This window comes from Pseudomonas rhizozeae (assembly GCF_031583775.1).
In the GTDB taxonomy this organism is placed as follows: domain Bacteria; phylum Pseudomonadota; class Gammaproteobacteria; order Pseudomonadales; family Pseudomonadaceae; genus Aquipseudomonas.
Genome location: NZ_JAVLSB010000036.1, coordinates 32935 through 53151 on the forward strand (window position 1 = coordinate 32935; position 20217 = coordinate 53151).

Genomic DNA, 20217 nt, shown 5'->3' on the forward strand with positions numbered 1-20217 from the left:
GCTCCCACACTGGATAGTCGGGCCTGCTGTCATTCTGTGGTAGCGAGCCTGCTCGCGAAAGGCACCACCCGATTTGGCGGTTAGCGAAAATCCCGTCGCTCACGAATCAACGAATAGGCGCTGTGCAACTCGCGGGTTCGCTCGGTCGCTTCGCGCACCTGCGCGGCGGTCGCTCCGTTGCCGGCAATCTTGTCCGGATGGTGGCGACTGAGCAGACGCCGATAGGCCCGCTTGATCTGCGCAGGTTCCGCGGTGGCCGACACGCCGAGCAAGCGCAAGGCGTCCTGGTACGTGCCGCCGCTGCTGTTCAATGAACGCTTTTGCGGTTCATAGTCGGCGGCCAGCGCCTTGACCTGCTCCGGCGTCCAGCCCAGCCAGCGCCCCCACTGAGCGATCAACGCCTGCTCCGCGTTGCCCGCCCGGCCGTCGGCCCAGACCATGCGCCAACAGGCGCGCAATACGCCTTCGGCCGCATGCGGCTGACGGCTCAAGCGCCGCAGATAACCGCGCAATCGATCATGCCCGGTCTTGCCACGGTTGAACGCCGCAATCGCCCGGCGCTGTGCCGAATCGGTCATGTCCAGCGCGCGCATTTCCACCCGCGCCTGCTGGATATGCCCGTCCACCACCACGCCGTCAGACTTGGCCAGCCGCCCCAGCAACACGAACAGCAACTCGTCGTTGCGCAGCATCGGCCGGCCGCCGAGTTTCTCGCGCAGGTGCGCCAGGCTTTGCAATTGCAGGCGCCGATCCAGCGCCTGCCCCAACAGCGCGCCGAGCATGGCCCCCGGAATGCTGGCTATGGCGAAGCCGGCTCCGGCTCCGATCAGAGTCCCTGGCCACAACATATCAACGTCTCGCTTCTAACAAGGTTTCCACTTCTGCCAGACGTTCGTGAGTGCCCACGTCGATCCAGTGTCCGCGCCAGTGCTCCCCGCTGACCTGACCATCGGCGATGGCCTTGCGCAGCAGGGGTGCCAGTTTGAAAGCACCGTCGGCGCAGCCGTTGAACAAGACCGGATGCAACACGGCGATACCGCTATAGGTCAGGGTATCGGCGGCGGATCCCGCATCCTGAACCTGACCTGCGATCAAATTGAAATCGCCGTTCGGGTGATGCGCCGGGTTGTCCGCCAACACCAAATGCGCCTGGCCGACCAGGGGTTGGCGCAACGCGCTGAAGTCGTAGTCGGTCCAGACATCGCCGTTGACCACCACGAACGCGTCGTCACCGAGCAACGGCAATGCGCGGAAAATCCCGCCGCCGGTCTCCAGCGGTTCGCCCTCCGGCGAATAAGCGATGCTCACGCCGAAGCGCGAACCATCGCCCAGGTAATCTTCGATCTGCTGCCCGAGCCAGGAGTGGTTGATCACGATCTCGGTAAAACCGGCCGACGCCAGCGCCTTGAGGTGGTATTCGATCAACGGCACCCCCGCCGCCCGCACCAGCGGCTTGGGGGTGGTCAGGGTCAGCGGGCGCATGCGCTCACCTTTGCCTGCCGCCAGAATCATGGCTTTCATTCGGCGGCTCCCCGGGCTGGGCGCAAACTCGCCAGCAACTCCCCAAGTTCCGCCAACTCTGGCCGGCGTTCCAGCACCGCTTCTATATAAGCAAAGAAACGCGGCACGTCCGCCAGGTAACGCGGCTTGCCATCGCGGTGGCAGATGCGCGCGAAAATGCCGATGACTTTGAGGTGGCGCTGCACCCCCATCAAGTCGCTGGCACGCAGGAAGTCTTCAAAATCCGGCTGCACCGGGATATTCAACGTTGCGGCCTGCTGCCAATAGTCCTGCAACCAGCCGCGCACCCGCTCTTCGGGCCAGCTGAGGAACGCATCCTTGAACAGGCATGTCACGTCGTAAGTGACCGGGCCGTACACCGCATCCTGGAAATCCAGCACGCCTGGGTTCGGTTCGCTGAGCATCAGGTTGCGCGGCATGTAGTCTCGGTGTACCAACACTTTAGGCTGCGCCAGGGCGCTGTCGATCAGCAGATCACTGGCCCGTTTCCACAAGACTTGCTGTGCAGAATCCAGTTCGATGCCCAGTTCGCGCTTCACGTACCACTCCGGGAACAGCTCCAGTTCCCGGCGCAGCAATGCCACGTCATAACTCGGCAGCGGCGCGACCATCGGCAACTGCTGAAAAGCCAGCAGCGCTTGGAGGGCATCTCGGAACAAATCATCGGCGTTTTCGCCATTGATCACGTCCAGGTAGGTCTGATTGCCCAGGTCATTGAGCAAAAGAAACCCGCGCTCGAGGTCTTCGGCGTAAATTTTCGGTACGTTAATGCCGGATTTTCCCAGCAAAAAAGCGATATCCACGAAGGGTTTGCAGTTTTCCTGGGGGGGCGGCGCATCCATGATGACAAAACTTCGACCCTCTCCCTCCCAGCGAAAATACCGCCGGAAACTCGCGTCGCTGCTGGCCGCAGTCAACGTGGCCGGGGGCACGGGGCCCCAATTCTGTTCGGCGAAGAGCGTTGCCAACTGTTCATCGAGCCAAACTTTCAGGTGTTGCAAGCGTACATCTTGATCAGGCATTGCAAGGGTCTCCGACGGCGCTAGCCGTCAAGCGGGTCATGCTTTATTATCCAGCATCTTTTTCAGACCATCGAGAGGCGTGCGGCCCACACCGCGGGCAGATGGCACGCAGGAAGCCCGGACTAATAAGATGGCATTGAAATCCCCCGCGTTTCGTAAAAAATTTCCGTTGCTGGTAACCGGCGGTTTGCTGGCCCTGCAACCTTTAGCCACTCCATTCGTGGTCGCTGCGGAACAGTATGACTGCTCAGTCTCTGCTTCGGGTGCCTGGGATTGCGCGCCCAAATCGCCAGCGGCTGCATTGCCTCCGCGTCCGGTGCATGACGGCAGCGCCGTTTCGGCCAGTGGCGAAGCCGCGAGCGAAAGCGCCGCCACCCAGGACGGCGGTCCCAAGCCTGTGCTGGTCACCGAGTCCAAGGGCCGTGGCCTGAAGTCCCGCAGCGAAGACTACAGTCACCTCGACTGGGTCCCGCGCGAGAAGCTCACCGCCGCGCAATTGGCTGAAACCGGTCCTTACTGCTCCGGCGCCTATATCGAACCGACACGTCCTGGCATGAATGACAAGACGGCGAAAAGTGACGCGCCGACTTTCATCGGTGCCAAGGCCTCGCGTTATCAGCAGGATGAGCAGATCGCCACCCTCGCCGGTGACGTCGTCCTGCGCCAGGGCAGCATGCAAGCGGAAGCGGACGAGGCCAATCTGTATCAGGCCGAAAGCCGTGGCGACCTCAACGGCAATGTGCGCATTCGTGACAATGGCGCGCTGATCGTCGGCGACCATGCCGAAGTGCAACTCGACACCGGCGAAGCCCAGGTCGACAACGCCGAATACGTGATGCACAAATCCCGTATCCGCGGTAACGCGCTGTACGCCAAGCGTGCCGAAAACGCGATCATCCGTCTCAAGGACGGTACGTACACCACTTGCGAACCGAACAGCAACGCCTGGCAATTGAAGGGTAACAACATCACCCTCAACCCGGCGACCGGCTTCGGTACCGCAACCAACGTGACACTGCGGGTCAAGGACATTCCGGTCCTGTACACGCCGTACATCTATTTCCCGATCGACGACCGTCGTCAATCCGGCTTCCTGCCGCCGACCATCGGCAGTGGCAGCGATACCGGTTTCCTGCTGGTCACGCCGTACTACTTCAACCTGGCGCCGAACTACGACGCCACGTTGTACCCGCGTTACATGAGCAAGCGTGGCTTGCTGATGGAAGGCGAATTCCGCTACCTGACCAAATCCAGCGAAGGCCAATTCGGCGCGGCGTTCCTCAACGACGAGGACGACGATCGCAAGAATCAGAGCGACTACAAAGACACCCGCTACATGTACAACTGGCAGCACAAGGGTGGCCTCGACTCCCGCGTGTTCACGCAGGTTGACTACACCAAGATCAGCGATCCTTATTACTTCCAGGATCTGTCCACCGATCAGATTGGCGTGAAGAGCGAGGACTACGTGAACCAGCAGGGTTCCGTCAGCTACCGGGGTGATAACTACACAGCTCGACTGAACGCTCAGGCGTACCAACTCGCGACGGTGTCGAACCTCACGCCGTACGATCGTCTGCCACAGATCAACTTCGACGGTCGTCTGCCGTACCACCCAAGCGGCCTCGATTTCACGTACAACACTGAAATCGTGCGCTTCGATCGGGATCTGCGTAGCGGCAACTTCGTTCAGGAAGATGGCGTGACCACCGAGCCACGGCTCGACAACAATATCGTAGGCTTGGCTCGTGCAACCGGTGACCGTCTTAATGTCGCGCCGGCCGTCAGCCTGCCATTGGACTGGACTTACGGTTTCCTGAAACCAACGCTCAAGTATCAGTACACCCAGTACGATCTGGACCTGGATGGCACCGGTAAAGCACAGATCGCCGCTCAGAGCCCTGAAGGCGACCGTCTCAACGGTACCTACAGCCGCAACCAGAACCGTGGCGTGCCGATTGCGAGCATCGACAGCGGCCTGTACTTCGACCGCAATACCACCTGGTTCGGCAAAAACTATCGCCAGACCCTGGAACCACGCCTGTTCTACCTCTATGTACCTGAGAAAGACCAGGAAGACATTCCAGTCTTCGACACCAGCGAATACACCTTCAACTACTCCTCGCTGTTTCGCGACAACCGTTTCTCCGGCTCCGACCGTGTCGGCGACGAGAACAAGCTGTCGCTGGGCGTGACCAACCGCTGGATTGAAGAAAACGGCTTCGAACGTCAACGCATCAGCGTGGGCCAGGCCCTGTACTTCAAGGACCGCAAAGTCCAACTGCCAGGTATCGACGCCCGGACCCGCGAAGACACGCAGTCTGATGTGTCGCCATACGCCCTGGAATACGAATACCGCTGGAACCGTGACTGGCGCGCCACCGCCGATTACAACTGGGACCCGGACAGCCGCAGCCCTCGTTCGGGTAGCGCGATGTTCCACTACCAGCCAGAAGACAACCCGAACAAGGTCATCAACGCCGGCTATCGCTATCGTAATGACCAGATCCGTTACGACCAGAACACCGGTAAGTGGTCGGTGGGCGGTGGTGACTACGGCGCTCCAGGCCAGCCTGGCTACGTGAAGGACTACTACAAGATCCAACAGCACGACTTCTCGGTGATCTGGCCGATCGTGCCGCAGTGGAACGCCATCAGCCGCTGGCAGTATGACTACAACCGCAACCGTACACTGGAAGCCTTCGGTGGTTTCGAGTACGACAACTGCTGCTGGAAACTGCGCCTGATCAACCGTTACTGGGTCAGCTATGACGAGTTCAGTCAGAACGCCCCGGAAAACGAAAAAGGCGACCACGGCGTCTTCCTCCAAATTGTTCTGAAGGGACTCGGCGGCCTCACCGGCGCCAAGGTAGAGAGTTTCCTCGACAAAGGCATCCAAGGTTATCGTCAACGTGAAGACCAAGCTTTCTGATTGTCTGCGCCCGCTGATGCTGGGCGCGTTGTTCCTGGGTACCGCGGCGAACGCCGCGGTGCAGTCCATCGATAAAGTGGTCGCGATCGTCGACAACGACGTGGTGATGCAGAGCCAACTGGACCAACGGGTTCACGAAGTCGAGCAAACCATCGCCAAGCGCGGCTCGGCGCCACCGCCGGCCGGCGTGCTGGATCAACAGGTGCTCGAGCGCCTGATCGTCGAAAACCTGCAACTGCAGATTGGCGAACGTTCCGGCATCCGCATCACCGATGAAGAGCTGAACCAGGCGATCGGCACCATTGCCCAGCGCAACAGCATGTCCGTGGATCAATTCCGCGCCGCCCTTGCCCGCGATGGTCTGTCCTATGACGACGCCCGCGACCAGGTTCGTCGTGAAATGATCATCAGCCGTGTGCGTCAGCGCCGTGTGGCCGAGCGTATTCAGGTGTCTGAGCAGGAAGTGAAGAACTTCCTCGCGTCCGACCTGGGCAAGATGCAGCTGTCGGAAGAATTCCGCCTGGCCAACATCCTGATTCCTACGCCGGAAAGCGCAAACTCTGACGCCATCCAGGCGGCGGCGAAAAAAGCCGATGCGGTGTACCAGCAACTGAAGCAAGGCGCTGACTTCGGTCAGATGGCCATTGCCCAGTCCGCCAGTGAAACCGCCCTGGAAGGCGGCGACATGGGTTTTCGTAAAGCGGCCCAATTGCCTCCTCCGTTCGACCGCATGCTCGGTACCATGGCGGTAGGCGACATCACCCAGCCAATGCGTACGCCGGGCGGGTTCATCATCCTGAAGATTCTCGACAAGCGTGGCGGCGAAACCCAAATGCGTGATGAGGTGCATGTGCGCCACATCCTGGTCAAGCCAAGCCCGATCCGCGATGAACTGAAAACCAAGGCGCTGGCTGATTCGCTGTACAGCCGTATCGAAGCCGGCGAAGACTTTGCCGAACTGGCGAAGAACTTCTCGGAAGACCCAGGCTCGGCGCTGAACGGCGGCGACCTTAACTGGATCGACCCGAACGTCCTGGTGCCCGAGTTCCGCGAAGTGATGGCCAAGACCCCACAAGGTCAACTGTCCAAGCCGTTCCAGACTCAATATGGCTGGCATGTCCTGGAAGTCCTCGGCCGCCGCGCCACCGACAGCACGTCCCAGGCCCGTGAGCAGCAAGCCATGACCGTACTGCGCAACCGTAAATACGATGAAGAGCTGCAAACCTGGCTGCGTCAGATCCGCGACGAAGCGTACGTAGAGATCAAACTCCCTGGTGCAGACCAGGCAGCGCAGTGAAACCCCGGCGTTTCGCGCTGACTCCCGGCGAGCCAGCGGGCATAGGTCCAGACCTGTGCCTGCTGCTGGCCACGCAAGCCCAGCCCCATCCCCTGATTGCCATCACCAGTTGCGACCTGCTCATCGAGCGGGCCGCGCAACTGGGTGTGGCCGTCAACCTGTTGCCGGTGACCCCGGACAACTGGCCCGACCTGCCCGCAACCGCCGGTAGCCTGTACGTCTGGGACACCCCACTCAGTGCCCCGGTAATCGCGGGGCAACTGGACAAAGCCAACGCCGCTTTCGTTCTGGAAACCCTGACCCGCGCCGGTCAAGGCTGCCTCGACGGGCATTTCGCCGGGATGATCACCGCCCCGGTGCACAAGGGCGTGATCAACGAATCCGGAATCGCCTTCTCCGGCCACACCGAATTCCTTGCTGACCTGACTCACACCGCACAAGTGGTGATGATGCTGGCGACTCGCGGCCTGCGCGTTGCGCTGGTGACCACCCATCTGGCGCTGCGTGAAATTGCCGATGCCATCACGTCGGAACGCCTGGAGCGGGTCACGCGCATCCTGCATGCCGACCTGCAAGATAAATTCGGCATTGCCCAGCCACGCATCCTGGTCTGCGGGCTCAACCCCCACGCCGGTGAGGGTGGCCACCTGGGCCATGAAGAAATCGACATCATCGAACCCACCTTGGAGCGTCTGCGCGGTGAAGGCATGGACCTTCGCGGCCCCTTGCCCGCCGACACTCTGTTTACCCCCAAGTATCTGGAGCACTGCGACGCGGTGCTGGCGATGTACCACGATCAGGGCCTGCCCGTGCTGAAGTACAAAGGCTTCGGCGCAGCGGTCAACGTGACCTTGGGCCTGCCGATCATTCGTACCTCGGTCGACCACGGCACTGCCCTGGATCTGGCCGGCAGCGGCAAGATCGACACCGGCAGCCTGCAAGTCGCCCTGGAAACCGCCTACCAGATGGCCGAGACCCGTTTATGACCGAGCACTACCAACACAAGGCGCGTAAACGCTTTGGCCAGAACTTCCTGCACGATGCCGGCGTTATCGACCGCATCCTGCGCGCCATCCGCGCCAAACCTGAAGACCGCCTGCTGGAAATCGGCCCGGGCCAGGGTGCCTTGACCCAAGGCCTGCTGAACAGCGGCGCGCAACTCGATTTGGTGGAACTGGACAAGGACCTGATCCCGATCCTCAACCAGCAGTTCGCCGGCAAGAGCAATTTCAACCTGCACCAGGGCGATGCGCTGAAGTTCGACTTCAACAGCCTCAACGCCGCGCCGAACAGCCTGCGGGTGGTCGGCAATCTGCCGTACAACATCTCTACTCCGCTGATTTTCCACCTGTTGAACAACGCCAGCATCATCCGCGACATGCACTTCATGCTGCAGAAAGAAGTGGTCGAGCGCCTCGCCGCCGGGCCGGGCGGCGGTGACTGGGGCCGGTTGTCGATCATGGTTCAGTACCACTGCCGCGTCGAACACCTGTTCAACGTCGGCCCCGGCGCGTTCAACCCGCCGCCGAAAGTCGACTCGGCAATCGTCCGCCTGGTGCCGCACGCCGTGTTGCCGCACCCGGCCAAGGATCATCGCCTGCTCGAGCGCGTGGTGCGCGAAGCCTTCAACCAGCGGCGCAAAACCCTGCGCAACACCCTGAAACTGTTGCTGAGCAACGCCGAAATCGAGGCCGCTGGCGTCGACGGCAGCCTGCGCCCGGAGCAACTTGATCTGGCGGCATTCGTGCGTCTGGCCGACAAGCTCAGCGAACAAGTCCTACAGGCGCCTGCCGCCGACTGACGGACGCCGCGTGTTATCGGGTAGGACACGAGCGCTCGTCTCTGGTTTACTACCCGATACTTGCCTAGACTGAGCTCCATCAGCTACGCCCCGCGTCCCGCTTCGCTTTTAAGGCCTTTTGCATGTCCGATCCTCGTTATCAGGTCGACGTCAGCGTCGTCACCCGCTATCTGGCAGAACAATCGCAACCCGAGCACAACCGTTTTGCCTTCGCCTACACCATTACCGTGCAGAACAATGGCCAGCTACCGGCCAAGCTGCTGACGCGGCACTGGGTGATCACCGACGGTGACGGGCATGTCGAAGAAGTGCGCGGCGCCGGCGTGGTAGGCCTGCAACCGCTGATCGAGGCCGGCGCGAGCCACACCTACAGCAGCGGCACGGTAATGAACACCAAGGTCGGCGCCATGCAAGGCACTTACGAAATGATTGCTGACGACGGCAAGCACTTCGATGCGGTGATCGCGCCGTTCCGCCTGGCCGTCCCCGGGGCCTTGCACTGATGGCCACCTACGCGGTCGGTGACGTGCAAGGTTGCCTGGATGCGCTGCAATGCCTGCTCAAGCAAGTGGCCTTCGATCCGCTCAAAGACCAGCTGTGGCTGGTGGGCGATCTGGTCAACCGCGGGCCGCAATCGCTGGAAACCCTGCGCTACCTCTATAGCATCCGCGAGTCCGTAGTCTGCGTGCTCGGTAATCATGACCTGCACCTGCTGGCGGCCGGACGCAACATCGAGCGCCTGAAGAAAGCCGATACCTTGCGCGAAATCCTCGAGGCCCCGGACGGCCAGGAGCTGCTCGAATGGTTGCGCCAGCAAAAGCTGTTGCACTACGACGAGCAACGGGACATTGCCCTGGTGCATGCCGGCATTCCACCGCAATGGTCGCTGCGCAAAGCCCTCAAATATGCCGCGGAGGTGGAAGAAGCCCTGCGGGATGACAATCTGATCGAGCCGTTCCTCGATGGCATGTATGGCAACGAGCCCGCCAAATGGGACAGCGACCTCAAGGGCGTGACCCGGTTGCGGGTCATCACCAACTATTTCACGCGCATGCGCTTCTGCACCAGCGAAGGCAAGCTCGAACTCAAGGGCAAGGAAGGCGTCGACACCGCGCCGCCAGGCTACGCGCCCTGGTTCAGCCATATAGAGCGCAAGACCCGTGGCCTGAAGATCATCTTCGGCCATTGGGCGGCACTCGAAGGCCGCTGCGACGAGCCCGGCATTTTCGCCCTCGACACCGGTTGCGTGTGGGGCGGCGCCATGACGCTACTGAATGTCGATACCGGCGCGCGGCTGCTTTGCGAATGCGATGAGCAGGGCCACGCCAAGCCCCATCACCACCCTCTTCCCGAACACATCACGGCCGCCGCGGCGCGCTAGGTCGCGCCATCAAGTCAGGCCACAGGAGCCCGCCATGAGCGAATTCAAACGCATCCCTCCAGAACAAGCCCAGGCCCTGCGCGAACAAGGCGCGGTGGTGGTCGACGTACGCGACCCCGCCACCTATGCCGCGCTGCATATCAGCGGCTCGAAGCATCTGGACAACCATTCGCTGCACGCCTTCATCCAGGCCGCCGACCTCGATGCACCGACCGTGGTGGTCTGCTACCACGGCAATTCCAGCCAGGGCGCTGCCGCCTATCTGGTCAGCCAAGGGTTCTCCGACGTGTACAGCATGGACGGCGGTTTTGAGCTGTGGCGCACTACCTATCCAGCGGAAACGGCCCAAGGCACCTCTGAATAATTTTTTTCACGTCGCGCAGGCCCCGGCTTCCGTGGGCTTGCGCGGCGGCGGACGAACGGTCTGCCACAACTAATTACGTATCTCGCCTTTACCTCCTGAATTCCCAACTATCCTTAAGCCCAGGCCATCCAAAACAGGGGAGAGCCGGTACACCGGCGCGCGGGTCATCGGGAGTAGCTTTCGGGGCGATGAGCCTTGAGGGGTTCTGGGGGGTAAACAGCAGCTGCATATCCGGCTGCTGCCAGCATCGACTGAGTGATCCGGCGTCGGCTCCACGTATCGAGCGAGGTGACGTCATGAGTATCTTTAGCCACTTCCAACAACGCTTCGAGTCCACACGCCAGGAAGAATTCTCGCTGCAAGAGTACCTGGAGCTGTGCAAGCAGGACCGTAGCGCCTACGTTTCCGCCGCCGAGCGTCTATTGCTGGCCATCGGTGAACCGGAGCTGCTGGACACCTCGACCAATTCGAGGCTGTCGCGCATCTTTTCCAACAAGGTGATCCGTCGTTATCCGGCCTTTGAAGACTTCCACGGGATGGAAGAATGCATCGACCAGATCGTGTCGTATTTCCGCCATGCCGCCCAAGGCCTGGAAGAGAAGAAACAAATCCTTTACCTGCTCGGCCCGGTGGGCGGCGGTAAGTCGTCCCTGGCCGAGAAGCTCAAGCAACTGATCGAGAAAGTGCCGTTCTACGCGATCAAAGGCTCGCCCGTGTTCGAGTCGCCACTGGGGTTGTTCAACGCCACGGAAGATGGCGCGATCCTCGAGGAAGATTTCGGCATCCCGCGTCGCTACCTCAACACCATCATGTCGCCGTGGGCAACCAAGCGACTGTCTGAGTTCGGCGGCGATATCAGCCAGTTCCGGGTGGTCAAGCTCTACCCGTCGATCCTCAATCAAATCGCCGTCGCCAAGACCGAACCGGGTGACGAGAACAACCAGGACATTTCGGCGCTGGTGGGCAAGGTCGATATCCGCAAACTGGAAGAATTCCCGCAAAACGACGCCGACGCCTACAGCTACTCCGGGGCGCTGTGCCGGGCCAACCAGGGCCTGATGGAATTCGTCGAAATGTTCAAGGCGCCGATCAAGGTCTTGCACCCGTTGCTGACGGCGACCCAGGAAGGTAACTACAACAGCACCGAGGGCCTGGGGGCGATTCCGTTCACCGGCATTCTGCTGGCCCACTCTAACGAGTCGGAGTGGCACACCTTCCGTAACAACAAAAACAACGAAGCCTTCATCGACCGGATCTACATCGTCAAAGTGCCGTACTGCCTACGGGTCAGCGACGAAGTGAAGATCTACGACAAGTTGCTGTTCAACAGCTCCCTGGCCAAGGCTCATTGCGCTCCCGACACGCTGAAGATGCTTGCCCAGTTCACTGTGCTCTCGCGCCTCAAAGAGCCGGAAAACTCAAACATTTACTCGAAGATGCGTGTCTACGACGGCGAAAACCTCAAGGACACCGATCCGAAAGCCAAGTCGATCCAGGAATACCGCGACTCTGCAGGGGTCGACGAGGGGATGAACGGTCTGTCGACGCGATTTGCGTTCAAAATCCTGTCCAAGGTGTTCAACTTCGATCCCCATGAAATCGCCGCCAACCCGGTGCATCTGCTCTACGTACTGGAACAGCAGATTGAGCAAGAGCAATTCCAGGCGGAGACCCGCGAACGTTATCTGCGCTTCCTCAAGGAATACCTGGCGCCGCGTTATATCGAATTCATCGGCAAGGAGATCCAGACCGCCTACCTTGAGTCTTACAGCGAGTACGGACAAAACATCTTCGATCGCTACGTGCTCTACGCAGACTTCTGGATTCAGGATCAGGAATACCGCGATCCGGAAACCGGCGAGATCCTCAACCGCGTGGCCCTGAACGAAGAGCTGGAGAAAATCGAAAAACCCGCCGGTATCAGCAATCCGAAGGATTTCCGCAACGAAATCGTCAACTTCGTGCTGCGCGCCCGGGCCAACAACAACGGCAAGAACCCGACCTGGCTCAGTTACGAAAAGCTGCGGGTGGTCATCGAGAAGAAGATGTTCTCCAACACCGAAGACTTGCTGCCGGTTATCAGTTTCAACGCCAAGGCCAGCAAAGAGGACCAACAGAAACACAACGACTTCGTCACTCGAATGGTCGAGCGTGGCTACACGGACAAACAGGTACGACTGCTCTCCGAGTGGTACCTGCGGGTCAGAAAGTCCCAGTAAGGGAGCTGCAAGCGGCACGCGACGGCAAAAAGACAACAGCGCAGGGTTTGCGGGATTGTCGCCATATGTCGCGCGCCGCTTGTTTCCGAAGCTTCTGTCTTGCAGCTTGAAGCTTATGACTCGAAGCTCCCGGAGGGCCTATGAGCTATGTGATCGACCGACGCCTCAATGGCAAGAACAAGAGCACGGTTAACCGCCAGCGTTTTCTGCGGCGCTACCGTGATCACATCAAGAAAGCCGTCGAAGAGGCGGTGAGCCGGCGCTCCATCACCGATATGGAGCATGGCGAGCAAATCAGCATTCCCGGTCGCGACATCGACGAACCGGTGCTGCATCACGGGCGCGGCGGTAAACAAACCGTGGTGCATCCGGGCAACAAGGAGTTCACCAGCGGCGAACACATCGCTCGCCCCCAGGGCGGCGGCGGTGGCAAAGGCCCTGGCAAGGCGGGCAATTCCGGCGAAGGCATGGACGAGTTTGTGTTCCAGATCACTCAGGAAGAGTTTCTGGAGTTCATGTTCGAAGACCTCGAACTGCCCAATCTGGTCAAACGCAACTTGACCGGCACCGACACCTTCAAGACCGTGCGCGCCGGGATCAGCAATGAAGGCAATCCCTCGCGCATCAACATTATCCGGACACTGCGCTCGGCCCATGCGCGGCGTATCGCCCTGTCCGGCAGCAGCCGGGCCAAACTGCGAGACGCCAAGGCCGAACTCGAGCGCTTGAAACTGGAAGAACCGGATAACTTCGGCGATATCCAGGCTTTGCAGGAAGAAATCGAAAAGCTCAGCGCGCGCATCCATCGCGTGCCCTTCCTCGACACCTTCGACCTCAAGTACAACCTGCTGATCAAGCAGCCCAACCCCAGCTCCAAAGCAGTGATGTTCTGCCTGATGGACGTCTCCGGCTCCATGACCCAGGCCACCAAAGACATCGCCAAACGCTTCTTCATCCTGCTGTACCTGTTCCTCAAGCGTAACTACGACAAGATCGACGTGGTGTTCATCCGTCACCACACCAGCGCTCGCGAAGTGGATGAAGAGGAGTTTTTCTACTCGCGGGAAACCGGCGGCACCATCGTTTCCAGCGCCCTGAAGCTGATGCAAGAGATCATGGCCGAGCGCTATCCGAGCAACGAGTGGAACATCTACGCCGCGCAAGCCTCGGACGGCGATAACTGGAACGACGACTCGCCCATTTGCCGGGATATCCTGATCAACCAGATCATGCCGTTCGTGCAGTACTACACCTACGTCGAAATCACCCCGCGCGAACACCAGGCCTTATGGTTCGAGTACGAACGCATCGCCGACGCTTTCTCAGAAACTTTTGCCCAGCAACAACTGGTCTCGGCCGGGGATATCTATCCGGTCTTCCGTGAACTCTTCCAGCGCAGGTTAGTGACATGACCGCCAAAGAGCAGAAACGCCAACCCATTTCCACTGGCTCCGAATGGACGTTCGAGCTGATCCAGGCCTACGACCGTGAAATTAGTCGGATCGCGGCCGGTTACGCCCTGGACACCTACCCCAACCAGATCGAAGTCATCACCGCTGAGCAGATGATGGACGCTTATGCGTCGGTCGGGATGCCGCTGGGCTATCACCATTGGTCCTACGGCAAACACTTCCTCAGCACCGAAAAGTCCTACAGTCGCGGGCAGATGGGGTTGGCCTACGAGATCGTAATCAACTCCGACCCGTGCATCGCCTACCTGATGGAAGAGAACACCATCTGCATGCAGGCCCTGGTGGTGGCGCATGCCTGCTACGGCCACAACAGTTTCTTCAAAGGCAATTACCTGTTCCGCACCTGGACCGACGCCAGTTCGATCATCGATTACCTGGTGTTCGCCAAGCAGTACATCATGCAGTGCGAGGAGCGCCATGGCATCGACGCGGTTGAGGACTTGCTCGATTCCTGCCACGCGCTGATGAACTACGGGGTCGACCGCTACAAACGCCCCTACCCGATTTCCGCCGAGGAAGAGCGCCGCCGCCAGAAGGACCGCGAAGAACACTTGCAGAAGCAGATCAACGACCTGTGGCGCACCATCCCGAAAGGTGCGGACAAGTATAGCGACAAGGACAATGCGCGCTTCCCCGCCGAACCTCAGGAAAACATCCTGTATTTCATCGAAAAGCATGCACCGCTTCTGGAGCCCTGGCAGCGTGAGATCGTGCGGATCGTGCGCAAGATCGCCCAGTATTTTTATCCACAGCGCCAGACCCAGGTGATGAACGAAGGCTGGGCGACGTTCTGGCATTACACGCTGATGAACGACCTGTACGACGAAGGCCTGGTCACCGACGGCTTCATGATGGAGTTCCTGACGTCCCACACCAGTGTGGTCATGCAGCCGGGCTTTGACAGCCCTTACTACAGCGGCATCAACCCCTACGCGCTGGGTTTTGCCATGTACCGGGATATCCGGCGCATGTGCGAAGAACCCACCGAAGAGGACTATCGCTGGTTCCCGGACATCGCCGGCACCGATTGGCTGTCGAGTGTGAAGTTCGCCATGAGCAGCTTCAAGGATGAGAGTTTCATCCTGCAGTATCTGTCGCCCAAAGTGATCCGCGACCTCAAGCTGTTCAGCATCCTCGACGACGACCAAAAGGATGACCTGCTGGTACCGGCCATCCACGACGAGAGCGGTTACCGGACCATCCGCGAAACCCTGGCGGCGCAGTACAACCTCGGCAATCGCGAGCCCAACGTGCAGATCTACAGCATCGACCGTCGAGGCGACCGTTCGCTGACCCTGCGCCATCAGCAACATGACCGCAAGCCGCTGGGCGAGTCCACCGAGGAAGTGCTCAAACACCTGCATCGACTGTGGGGCTTCGACATTCACTTGGAAACCCTGCAAGGCGACCAAGTGATGAAAACCCATCACGTACCGCCGCGCAGCGAACACGCCGAGGGGGATTACGGGCGACTGGACCTGGCCGTCATTCATCTTTGAAACGCTTCCCGCCTCCGCAAGTTCGACGCAAGGGTTATCCTGTCGGGCTTACGGAGGTTTTTTATGCAGATTTATAAAGTGGGCGGCGCAGTCCGCGATCGCTTGCTCGGCCAGCCTGTCACCGATATCGACCGGGTGGTGGTGGGCGCCAGCGCCGAGGAAATGATCGCCAAGGGTTTTCGCCCGGTGGGTGCGGATTTCCCGGTGTTTCTTGACCCGAAAACCGGCGACGAATACGCCTTGGCCCGCACCGAACGCAAGAGCGGTCGCGGCTACGGCGGCTTCGTGTTTCATGCCAGCCCCGAGGTCACGCTGGAAGAAGACCTGGTTCGCCGCGACCTGACGATCAACGCCATGGCCGAAGACGATCACGGCAACCTGACTGACCCCTACCACGGTCAATCGGACCTGGAAGCCCGCGTACTCCGCCACGTATCCCCCGCGTTCGCCGAAGATCCTCTGCGCGTGCTGCGCGTGGCCCGATTCGCCGCACGTTACGCCGGACTTGGATTCAGCATCGCCCCGGAGACCCTGGAATTGATGCGTGCGCTCAGCGAATCCGGCGAACTGCAAGCCTTGACTGCCGAGCGCAGCTGGAAAGAAATTTCCCGCGCACTGATGGAAGATCAGCCGCAGGTGTTTATCCAAGTGCTACGAGATTGCGGCGCGCTTGAAGTGCTGATGCCGGAAGTCGACGCCTTGTTTGGCGTGCCGCAACCCGAAGCCCATCACCCGGAGATCGACACCGGCGTACACACCTTGAGCGTCCTGCATCAAGCGGCGTTGAACGAGCAGCCGCTGACTGTGCGCTGGGCTTGCCTGTTGCATGACCTCGGCAAAGGCCTGACACCCAAGAGCGAATGGCCACGGCACATCGCCCACGAGTTCAAAGGCTTGAAACTGATCAAAGCGGTCAACGAACGATTCAAGGCGCCGCGCGATTGCCAGGAACTGGCGTTGCTGGTGGGCGAGTACCACACCCACGGCCATCGCGCGCTGGAACTCAAAGCCTCGACCTTGCTGGCGTTGTTGCAGAGTTTCGATGTTTATCGCCGGCCGCAACGGTTTGAGGAATTTATCGCCGCGTGCGAAATGGACGCCCGAGGCCGAAAAGGTCTGGAGCAGCGCAGTTATCCACAGGCGGAGTATCTGCGTGGCGCGGCTTCAGCTGCACGGGCGGTGGAGGTGCAACCGTTGCTGGAGAAGGGATTCAAAGGGCCAGAGCTGGGTGAGGCGATCAAGCGTGAGCGGTTGAAGGTGCTGAAGGCCTACAAAGAGGCGGCGTCAGCCTGAGAGTTAGGCCGCAATACTCCATTCGCGAGCAGGCTCGCTCCCACGGGGTTAGTCAAGCCAATGTGGGTGCGAGCCTGCTCGCGAAGGAGCCTTCAATTTCACAGAAGATCTGAAGATGTCAGTGGCTGACCGCGCCACTCAAACGACACTGGCGCCAACACCTGATCAATCTGCGCATCGGCCCACAGGGCCGCGAAGCTTTTGCCTACACCCGGATGCAGCCTGTCCGGCGCGATCAGCGACAACGGCCACAGCACAAAGGCGTTTTTCAGAATCTCGGCGCGCGGCAGGATCAGGCCATCAAAATTGCCCACCAGGTCGCCGAACAGCAATACGTCGATGTCTAGCGGAAGGCCCTTGCGGTCCGGAGCATAGCGACCGTTGTCGGCCTCGATGAATTTCAAGCGGCGGTCGAGCTCCATCAGCGGCAGATCGGTGAAGGCCGAGACCACAAAATTGAAGAACGGCCCGCTCTTGATGCCCACTGGCTGGCTCTCGAACACCGCCGAACAGCGCATGTCCACCAGAAACCCGGCCAGCGCTTCAAGCCCTGCCTGGAGGTGGGTTTCGCGCTCTATATTGCTACCGAGCCCGAGAAAAACCTGAGTCAGCGACATCCGCGCTCAATCTCCACGCCCACGCCCCCGGTGGCTGCCGGGACGGCCCCTGGCTTGGTCAGTTTCAGACGCATCCAGGTAATGTTGAATTCGCTCATCAGCACCTCACAGAGGCGCTCGGCAAAGGTTTCCACCAACTCGAACTTGGCGTGCTCGGCAAACGCCTGAATGCGCGTCGAGACGCTGGCGTAATCGAGCGCCAGGTTCAGGTCATCGCCCGCAGCGGCCGGGCGATTGTCCCAGGCAAAGCTCAGATCCAGGCGCAGGCACTGTCGGATGTCTCGTTCCCAGTCGTAGGCCCCGATCACGGTGTCGACTTCCAGACCCTCGATAAACACTCTGTCCAAGCACTTTTCTCCGCTGCACGACAAGGGCGCAATGCGCCGTTAGAATCAGGGCGTCCCTGCCCGGAATAGTTAGCATGTTTTGGTTACTGGCGCTCCTCGCCTACCTGCTCGGCTCGCTGTCCTTCGCCATTTTGCTCAGCCGCCTGACCGGTCTCCCGGACCCGCGAATGAGTGGCTCGGGCAATGCCGGCGCAACCAACATGTTGCGTCTAGCGGGCCGCAAACTGGCGATCCTGACCCTGATCGGCGATCTCTGCAAAGGCTTGCTGCCGGTGCTGATCGCCAGCCTCGCCGGCCTTTCCTTGCAAGAACAGGCCTGGATCGGCGTCTGCGCGGTCATCGGCCACCTGTTCCCGGTGTACTTTCGTTTCCGCGGCGGCAAAGGCGTCGCCACCGCCGCCGGCATGCTGCTGGGGCTTTACCCGCCGGCCGCACTGCTGGCGATTTGCGCCTGGCTGCTGACGTTCTACCTGACCCGCACCAGCTCGCTGGCAGCGCTGATCGCCACCCCCCTGACCCTGCCGTTGCTGGCTTGGCAGGAACCGGCGGCGTTGCTGCCGATGACCGTGCTGACCGGACTAATCGTCTGGCGCCATCGCGGCAATCTACGCGACCTGTTTGCCGGGCGCGAACGGCATTTCTGAATCTTCCAGACGAACTCATCAAAGCGGCGACAACTGCTCCATCGGCCAGCGCGCTTGCACGCTGATCGCCAGGCTTTCGTGCTGGCCGGCCTGCAAGCGCTGGCAACCGGCGAACGCGATCATCGCGCCATTGTCGGTGCAGAACTCCGGACGGGCGTAAAACACGTCACCCTTGAGGTCGCCGAGCATCTTTTCCAGCGACAGACGCAACGCCTTGTTGGCGCTGACGCCGCCAGCGATCACCAGGCGCTTCATGCCCGCCTGCTTCAGCGCTCGCTTGCACTTGATGGTCAAAGTCTCCACCACGGCTTGCTGGAACGCCAGCGCGATGTCGCAACGGGCTTGCTCGCGGTCGTCTCCGGCGCTGACGCTTTGCTGCCAGGTGTTCAAGGCAAAGGTTTTAAGACCGCTGAAGCTGAAATCCAGGCCCGGGCGATCACACATCGGGCGCGGAAAAACGAAACGTCCTGCACTGCCCTTCTCCGCCAATTTGGCGATTTCCGGACCGCCAGGATAATTGAGCCCCATCATCTTCGCGGTCTTGTCGAATGCCTCGCCGGCGGCATCGTCCAGGGTTTCGCCGAGCAGGCTGTATTGGCCAATGCCGTCGACCTGCACCAGTTGCGTGTGCCCGCCAGAGACCAGCAAAGCGACGAACGGGAACTCAGGCGGTTTTGATTCCAGCATTGGCGCCAGCAAGTGGCCTTCCATGTGGTGCACGCCGAGGGCCGGAATGCCCCAGGCGAACGCCAGCGCCTGCGCGCATGAAGCACCCACTAGCAACGCCCCGACCAGACCGGGGCCGGCGGTGTAGGCGATGGCGTCGATCTCGGTCGGCACGCAGCCCGCTTCGGCCAACACCTGGCGGATCAAGGGCAGCATGCGTTTGACGTGATCACGCGAGGCCAGCTCCGGCACTACGCCGCCGTAGGCGCGGTGCAGGTCGATCTGGCTGAACAATGCGTCAGCCAGCAACCCGCGTTCACTGTCGTACAATGCGACACCGGTTTCGTCGCAGGAGGTTTCTAATCCCAGTACTAGCATGGGTTTGCGCCTTGTTTAGGCTAAATTCGAAGGCGCGCATAATAGTCGCCACGCGATGCCCCGACCAGCGGTTTTCGATCAGAGGCTTTGCATTCCGAGCGATGAGGGGTTAACATCCGCAACCCTTAAAAACCGACGTCTTCAAGTGCTCTTTTGCCGCGAGGATGTTGACCCCGGTAATGAATGAAGGTAGCTCTGGATGCCAGCCGTCAAAGTTAAAGAGAACGAACCCTTCGACGTAGCTCTGCGTCGTTTCAAGCGCTCCTGCGAAAAAGCCGGTGTACTGGCTGAAGTTCGTAGCCGCGAATTTTACGAGAAGCCAACTTCTGAGCGTAAGCGTAAAGCAGCAGCCGCTGTTAAGCGTCACGCCAAGAAAGTTCAGCGCGAACAGCGCCGCGCCGTTCGTCTGTACTAATACACAGACGTTCGTAGCAAGCTTCTGCCAAGCCCGGCCCTCAGCCGGGCTTATGGCATTTGCGGATATCGCTTGAAATGGTTCACCCGTCAACGCCGCAGACGCGACCGCGACAACCTGTTTTACAGCGTCAGACCTGGCTCTTTTGCCAGCGGTGCACGTCTCTTCTGACGAGCCTTCCAAGGCTACTGACGAGCACACCCCACTGATTCCTCTTACGACGATCAGCCCAAGGCACCTGCTGCGTGCCCGATTTTTGAGCTCTCCGAGACCTTTACGGGTCGTGACCGGATTCAGCGCAACACTTTCAAATAGTCGAATGCTGATAGTTACTAACGTCAGTGGATTT

At 60.2% G+C, this 20217-nt stretch carries 19 protein-coding genes; 13 read left to right on the forward strand and 6 right to left on the reverse strand.

Annotated elements, in window-relative coordinates:
* Positions 1–80: 80 nt before the first annotated feature.
* The 3 genes from RG836_RS11295 to RG836_RS11305 are packed head-to-tail and all read right to left on the reverse strand — an operon-like array spanning position 81 to position 2543.
* Positions 81–848: a TerB family tellurite resistance protein gene (locus RG836_RS11295; protein WP_310845464.1), complete on the reverse strand. Its 768-nt coding sequence runs from the start codon at positions 846–848 to the stop codon at positions 81–83.
* A 1-nt stretch (position 849) separates the two neighbouring features.
* Complete coding sequence (murU, locus tag RG836_RS11300; RefSeq protein WP_310845466.1) at positions 850–1521, reverse strand: N-acetylmuramate alpha-1-phosphate uridylyltransferase MurU; 672 nt, start codon at positions 1519–1521, stop codon at positions 850–852.
* Positions 1518–2543: an aminoglycoside phosphotransferase family protein gene (locus tag RG836_RS11305; protein ID WP_310845467.1), complete on the reverse strand. Its 1026-nt coding sequence runs from the start codon at positions 2541–2543 to the stop codon at positions 1518–1520. The genes murU and RG836_RS11305 overlap by 4 nt, the downstream gene beginning before the upstream one ends.
* 130 nt (positions 2544–2673) lie before the next feature.
* Between RG836_RS11305 and RG836_RS11310 the strand changes: the two genes are divergently transcribed.
* The 11 genes from RG836_RS11310 (at position 2674) to RG836_RS11360 (ending at position 16801) form a co-directional block, all read left to right on the forward strand.
* Positions 2674–5475 (forward strand): LPS-assembly protein LptD, encoded by a 2802-nt coding sequence (locus RG836_RS11310; protein ID WP_310845469.1) that lies wholly within the window; start codon positions 2674–2676, stop codon positions 5473–5475.
* The gene (surA, locus tag RG836_RS11315; RefSeq protein WP_310845470.1) at positions 5456–6772 is read left to right on the forward strand and encodes a peptidylprolyl isomerase SurA; all 1317 of its coding nucleotides are present in this window, start codon (positions 5456–5458) and stop codon (positions 6770–6772) included. Before RG836_RS11310 ends, surA begins: the two co-directional genes overlap by 20 nt.
* Positions 6769–7758 (forward strand): 4-hydroxythreonine-4-phosphate dehydrogenase PdxA, encoded by a 990-nt coding sequence (gene pdxA / locus RG836_RS11320; protein ID WP_310845472.1) that lies wholly within the window; start codon positions 6769–6771, stop codon positions 7756–7758. Before surA ends, pdxA begins: the two co-directional genes overlap by 4 nt.
* The gene (gene rsmA, locus RG836_RS11325; protein ID WP_310845473.1) at positions 7755–8573 is read left to right on the forward strand and encodes a 16S rRNA (adenine(1518)-N(6)/adenine(1519)-N(6))-dimethyltransferase RsmA; all 819 of its coding nucleotides are present in this window, start codon (positions 7755–7757) and stop codon (positions 8571–8573) included. Before pdxA ends, rsmA begins: the two co-directional genes overlap by 4 nt.
* A 122-nt stretch (positions 8574–8695) precedes the next feature.
* Positions 8696–9076 (forward strand): Co2+/Mg2+ efflux protein ApaG, encoded by a 381-nt coding sequence (gene apaG / locus RG836_RS11330; protein WP_310845474.1) that lies wholly within the window; start codon positions 8696–8698, stop codon positions 9074–9076.
* Positions 9076–9954 carry a symmetrical bis(5'-nucleosyl)-tetraphosphatase gene (locus tag RG836_RS11335; RefSeq protein ID WP_310845476.1) on the forward strand — a complete coding sequence of 293 codons (879 nt, stop codon included), beginning with the start codon at positions 9076–9078 and terminating at the stop codon, positions 9952–9954. The genes apaG and RG836_RS11335 overlap by 1 nt, the downstream gene beginning before the upstream one ends.
* Before the next feature lie 34 nt (positions 9955–9988).
* Entirely contained in the window at positions 9989–10318 is a 330-nt protein-coding gene (glpE, locus tag RG836_RS11340) for a thiosulfate sulfurtransferase GlpE (protein ID WP_310845478.1), read from the forward strand.
* Between the two features lie 296 nt (positions 10319–10614).
* Positions 10615–12537 (forward strand): PrkA family serine protein kinase, encoded by a 1923-nt coding sequence (locus RG836_RS11345; protein ID WP_310845480.1) that lies wholly within the window; start codon positions 10615–10617, stop codon positions 12535–12537.
* A 140-nt stretch (positions 12538–12677) separates the two neighbouring features.
* Positions 12678–13949, forward strand: a complete 1272-nt coding sequence (locus RG836_RS11350; protein ID WP_310845482.1) for a YeaH/YhbH family protein — start codon at positions 12678–12680, stop codon at positions 13947–13949.
* On the forward strand, positions 13946–15508 hold the full coding sequence (locus RG836_RS11355; RefSeq protein ID WP_310845484.1) for a SpoVR family protein: 1563 nt from the start codon (positions 13946–13948) through the stop codon (positions 15506–15508). Before RG836_RS11350 ends, RG836_RS11355 begins: the two co-directional genes overlap by 4 nt.
* 63 nt (positions 15509–15571) lie before the next feature.
* Positions 15572–16801 carry a multifunctional CCA addition/repair protein gene (locus RG836_RS11360; protein WP_310845486.1) on the forward strand — a complete coding sequence of 410 codons (1230 nt, stop codon included), beginning with the start codon at positions 15572–15574 and terminating at the stop codon, positions 16799–16801.
* A gap of 98 nt (positions 16802–16899) precedes the next feature.
* Here RG836_RS11360 and folK read toward each other — a convergent pair whose 3' ends face one another.
* Entirely contained in the window at positions 16900–17418 is a 519-nt protein-coding gene (gene folK, locus RG836_RS11365) for a 2-amino-4-hydroxy-6-hydroxymethyldihydropteridine diphosphokinase (RefSeq protein WP_310845488.1), read from the reverse strand.
* Positions 17409–17765: a dihydroneopterin aldolase gene (gene folB, locus RG836_RS11370; RefSeq protein WP_310845490.1), complete on the reverse strand. Its 357-nt coding sequence runs from the start codon at positions 17763–17765 to the stop codon at positions 17409–17411. The genes folK and folB overlap by 10 nt, the downstream gene beginning before the upstream one ends.
* 74 nt (positions 17766–17839) lie before the next feature.
* On the opposite strand from folB, the gene plsY reads away from it, so the two are divergent.
* A complete protein-coding gene (plsY, locus tag RG836_RS11375; RefSeq protein ID WP_310845491.1) occupies positions 17840–18409 on the forward strand; it encodes a glycerol-3-phosphate 1-O-acyltransferase PlsY in 570 nt (189 codons plus the stop codon).
* Positions 18410–18427: 18 nt separating this feature from the next.
* On the opposite strand, the gene tsaD is transcribed toward plsY, so the two are convergent.
* Positions 18428–19453, reverse strand: a complete 1026-nt coding sequence (tsaD, locus tag RG836_RS11380) for a tRNA (adenosine(37)-N6)-threonylcarbamoyltransferase complex transferase subunit TsaD (RefSeq protein ID WP_310845493.1) — start codon at positions 19451–19453, stop codon at positions 18428–18430.
* 199 nt (positions 19454–19652) lie between these two features.
* Between tsaD and rpsU the strand changes: the two genes are divergently transcribed.
* Positions 19653–19868, forward strand: a complete 216-nt coding sequence (rpsU, locus tag RG836_RS11385; protein WP_002551877.1) for a 30S ribosomal protein S21 — start codon at positions 19653–19655, stop codon at positions 19866–19868.
* The last annotated feature ends 349 nt before the right edge of the window (positions 19869–20217 follow it).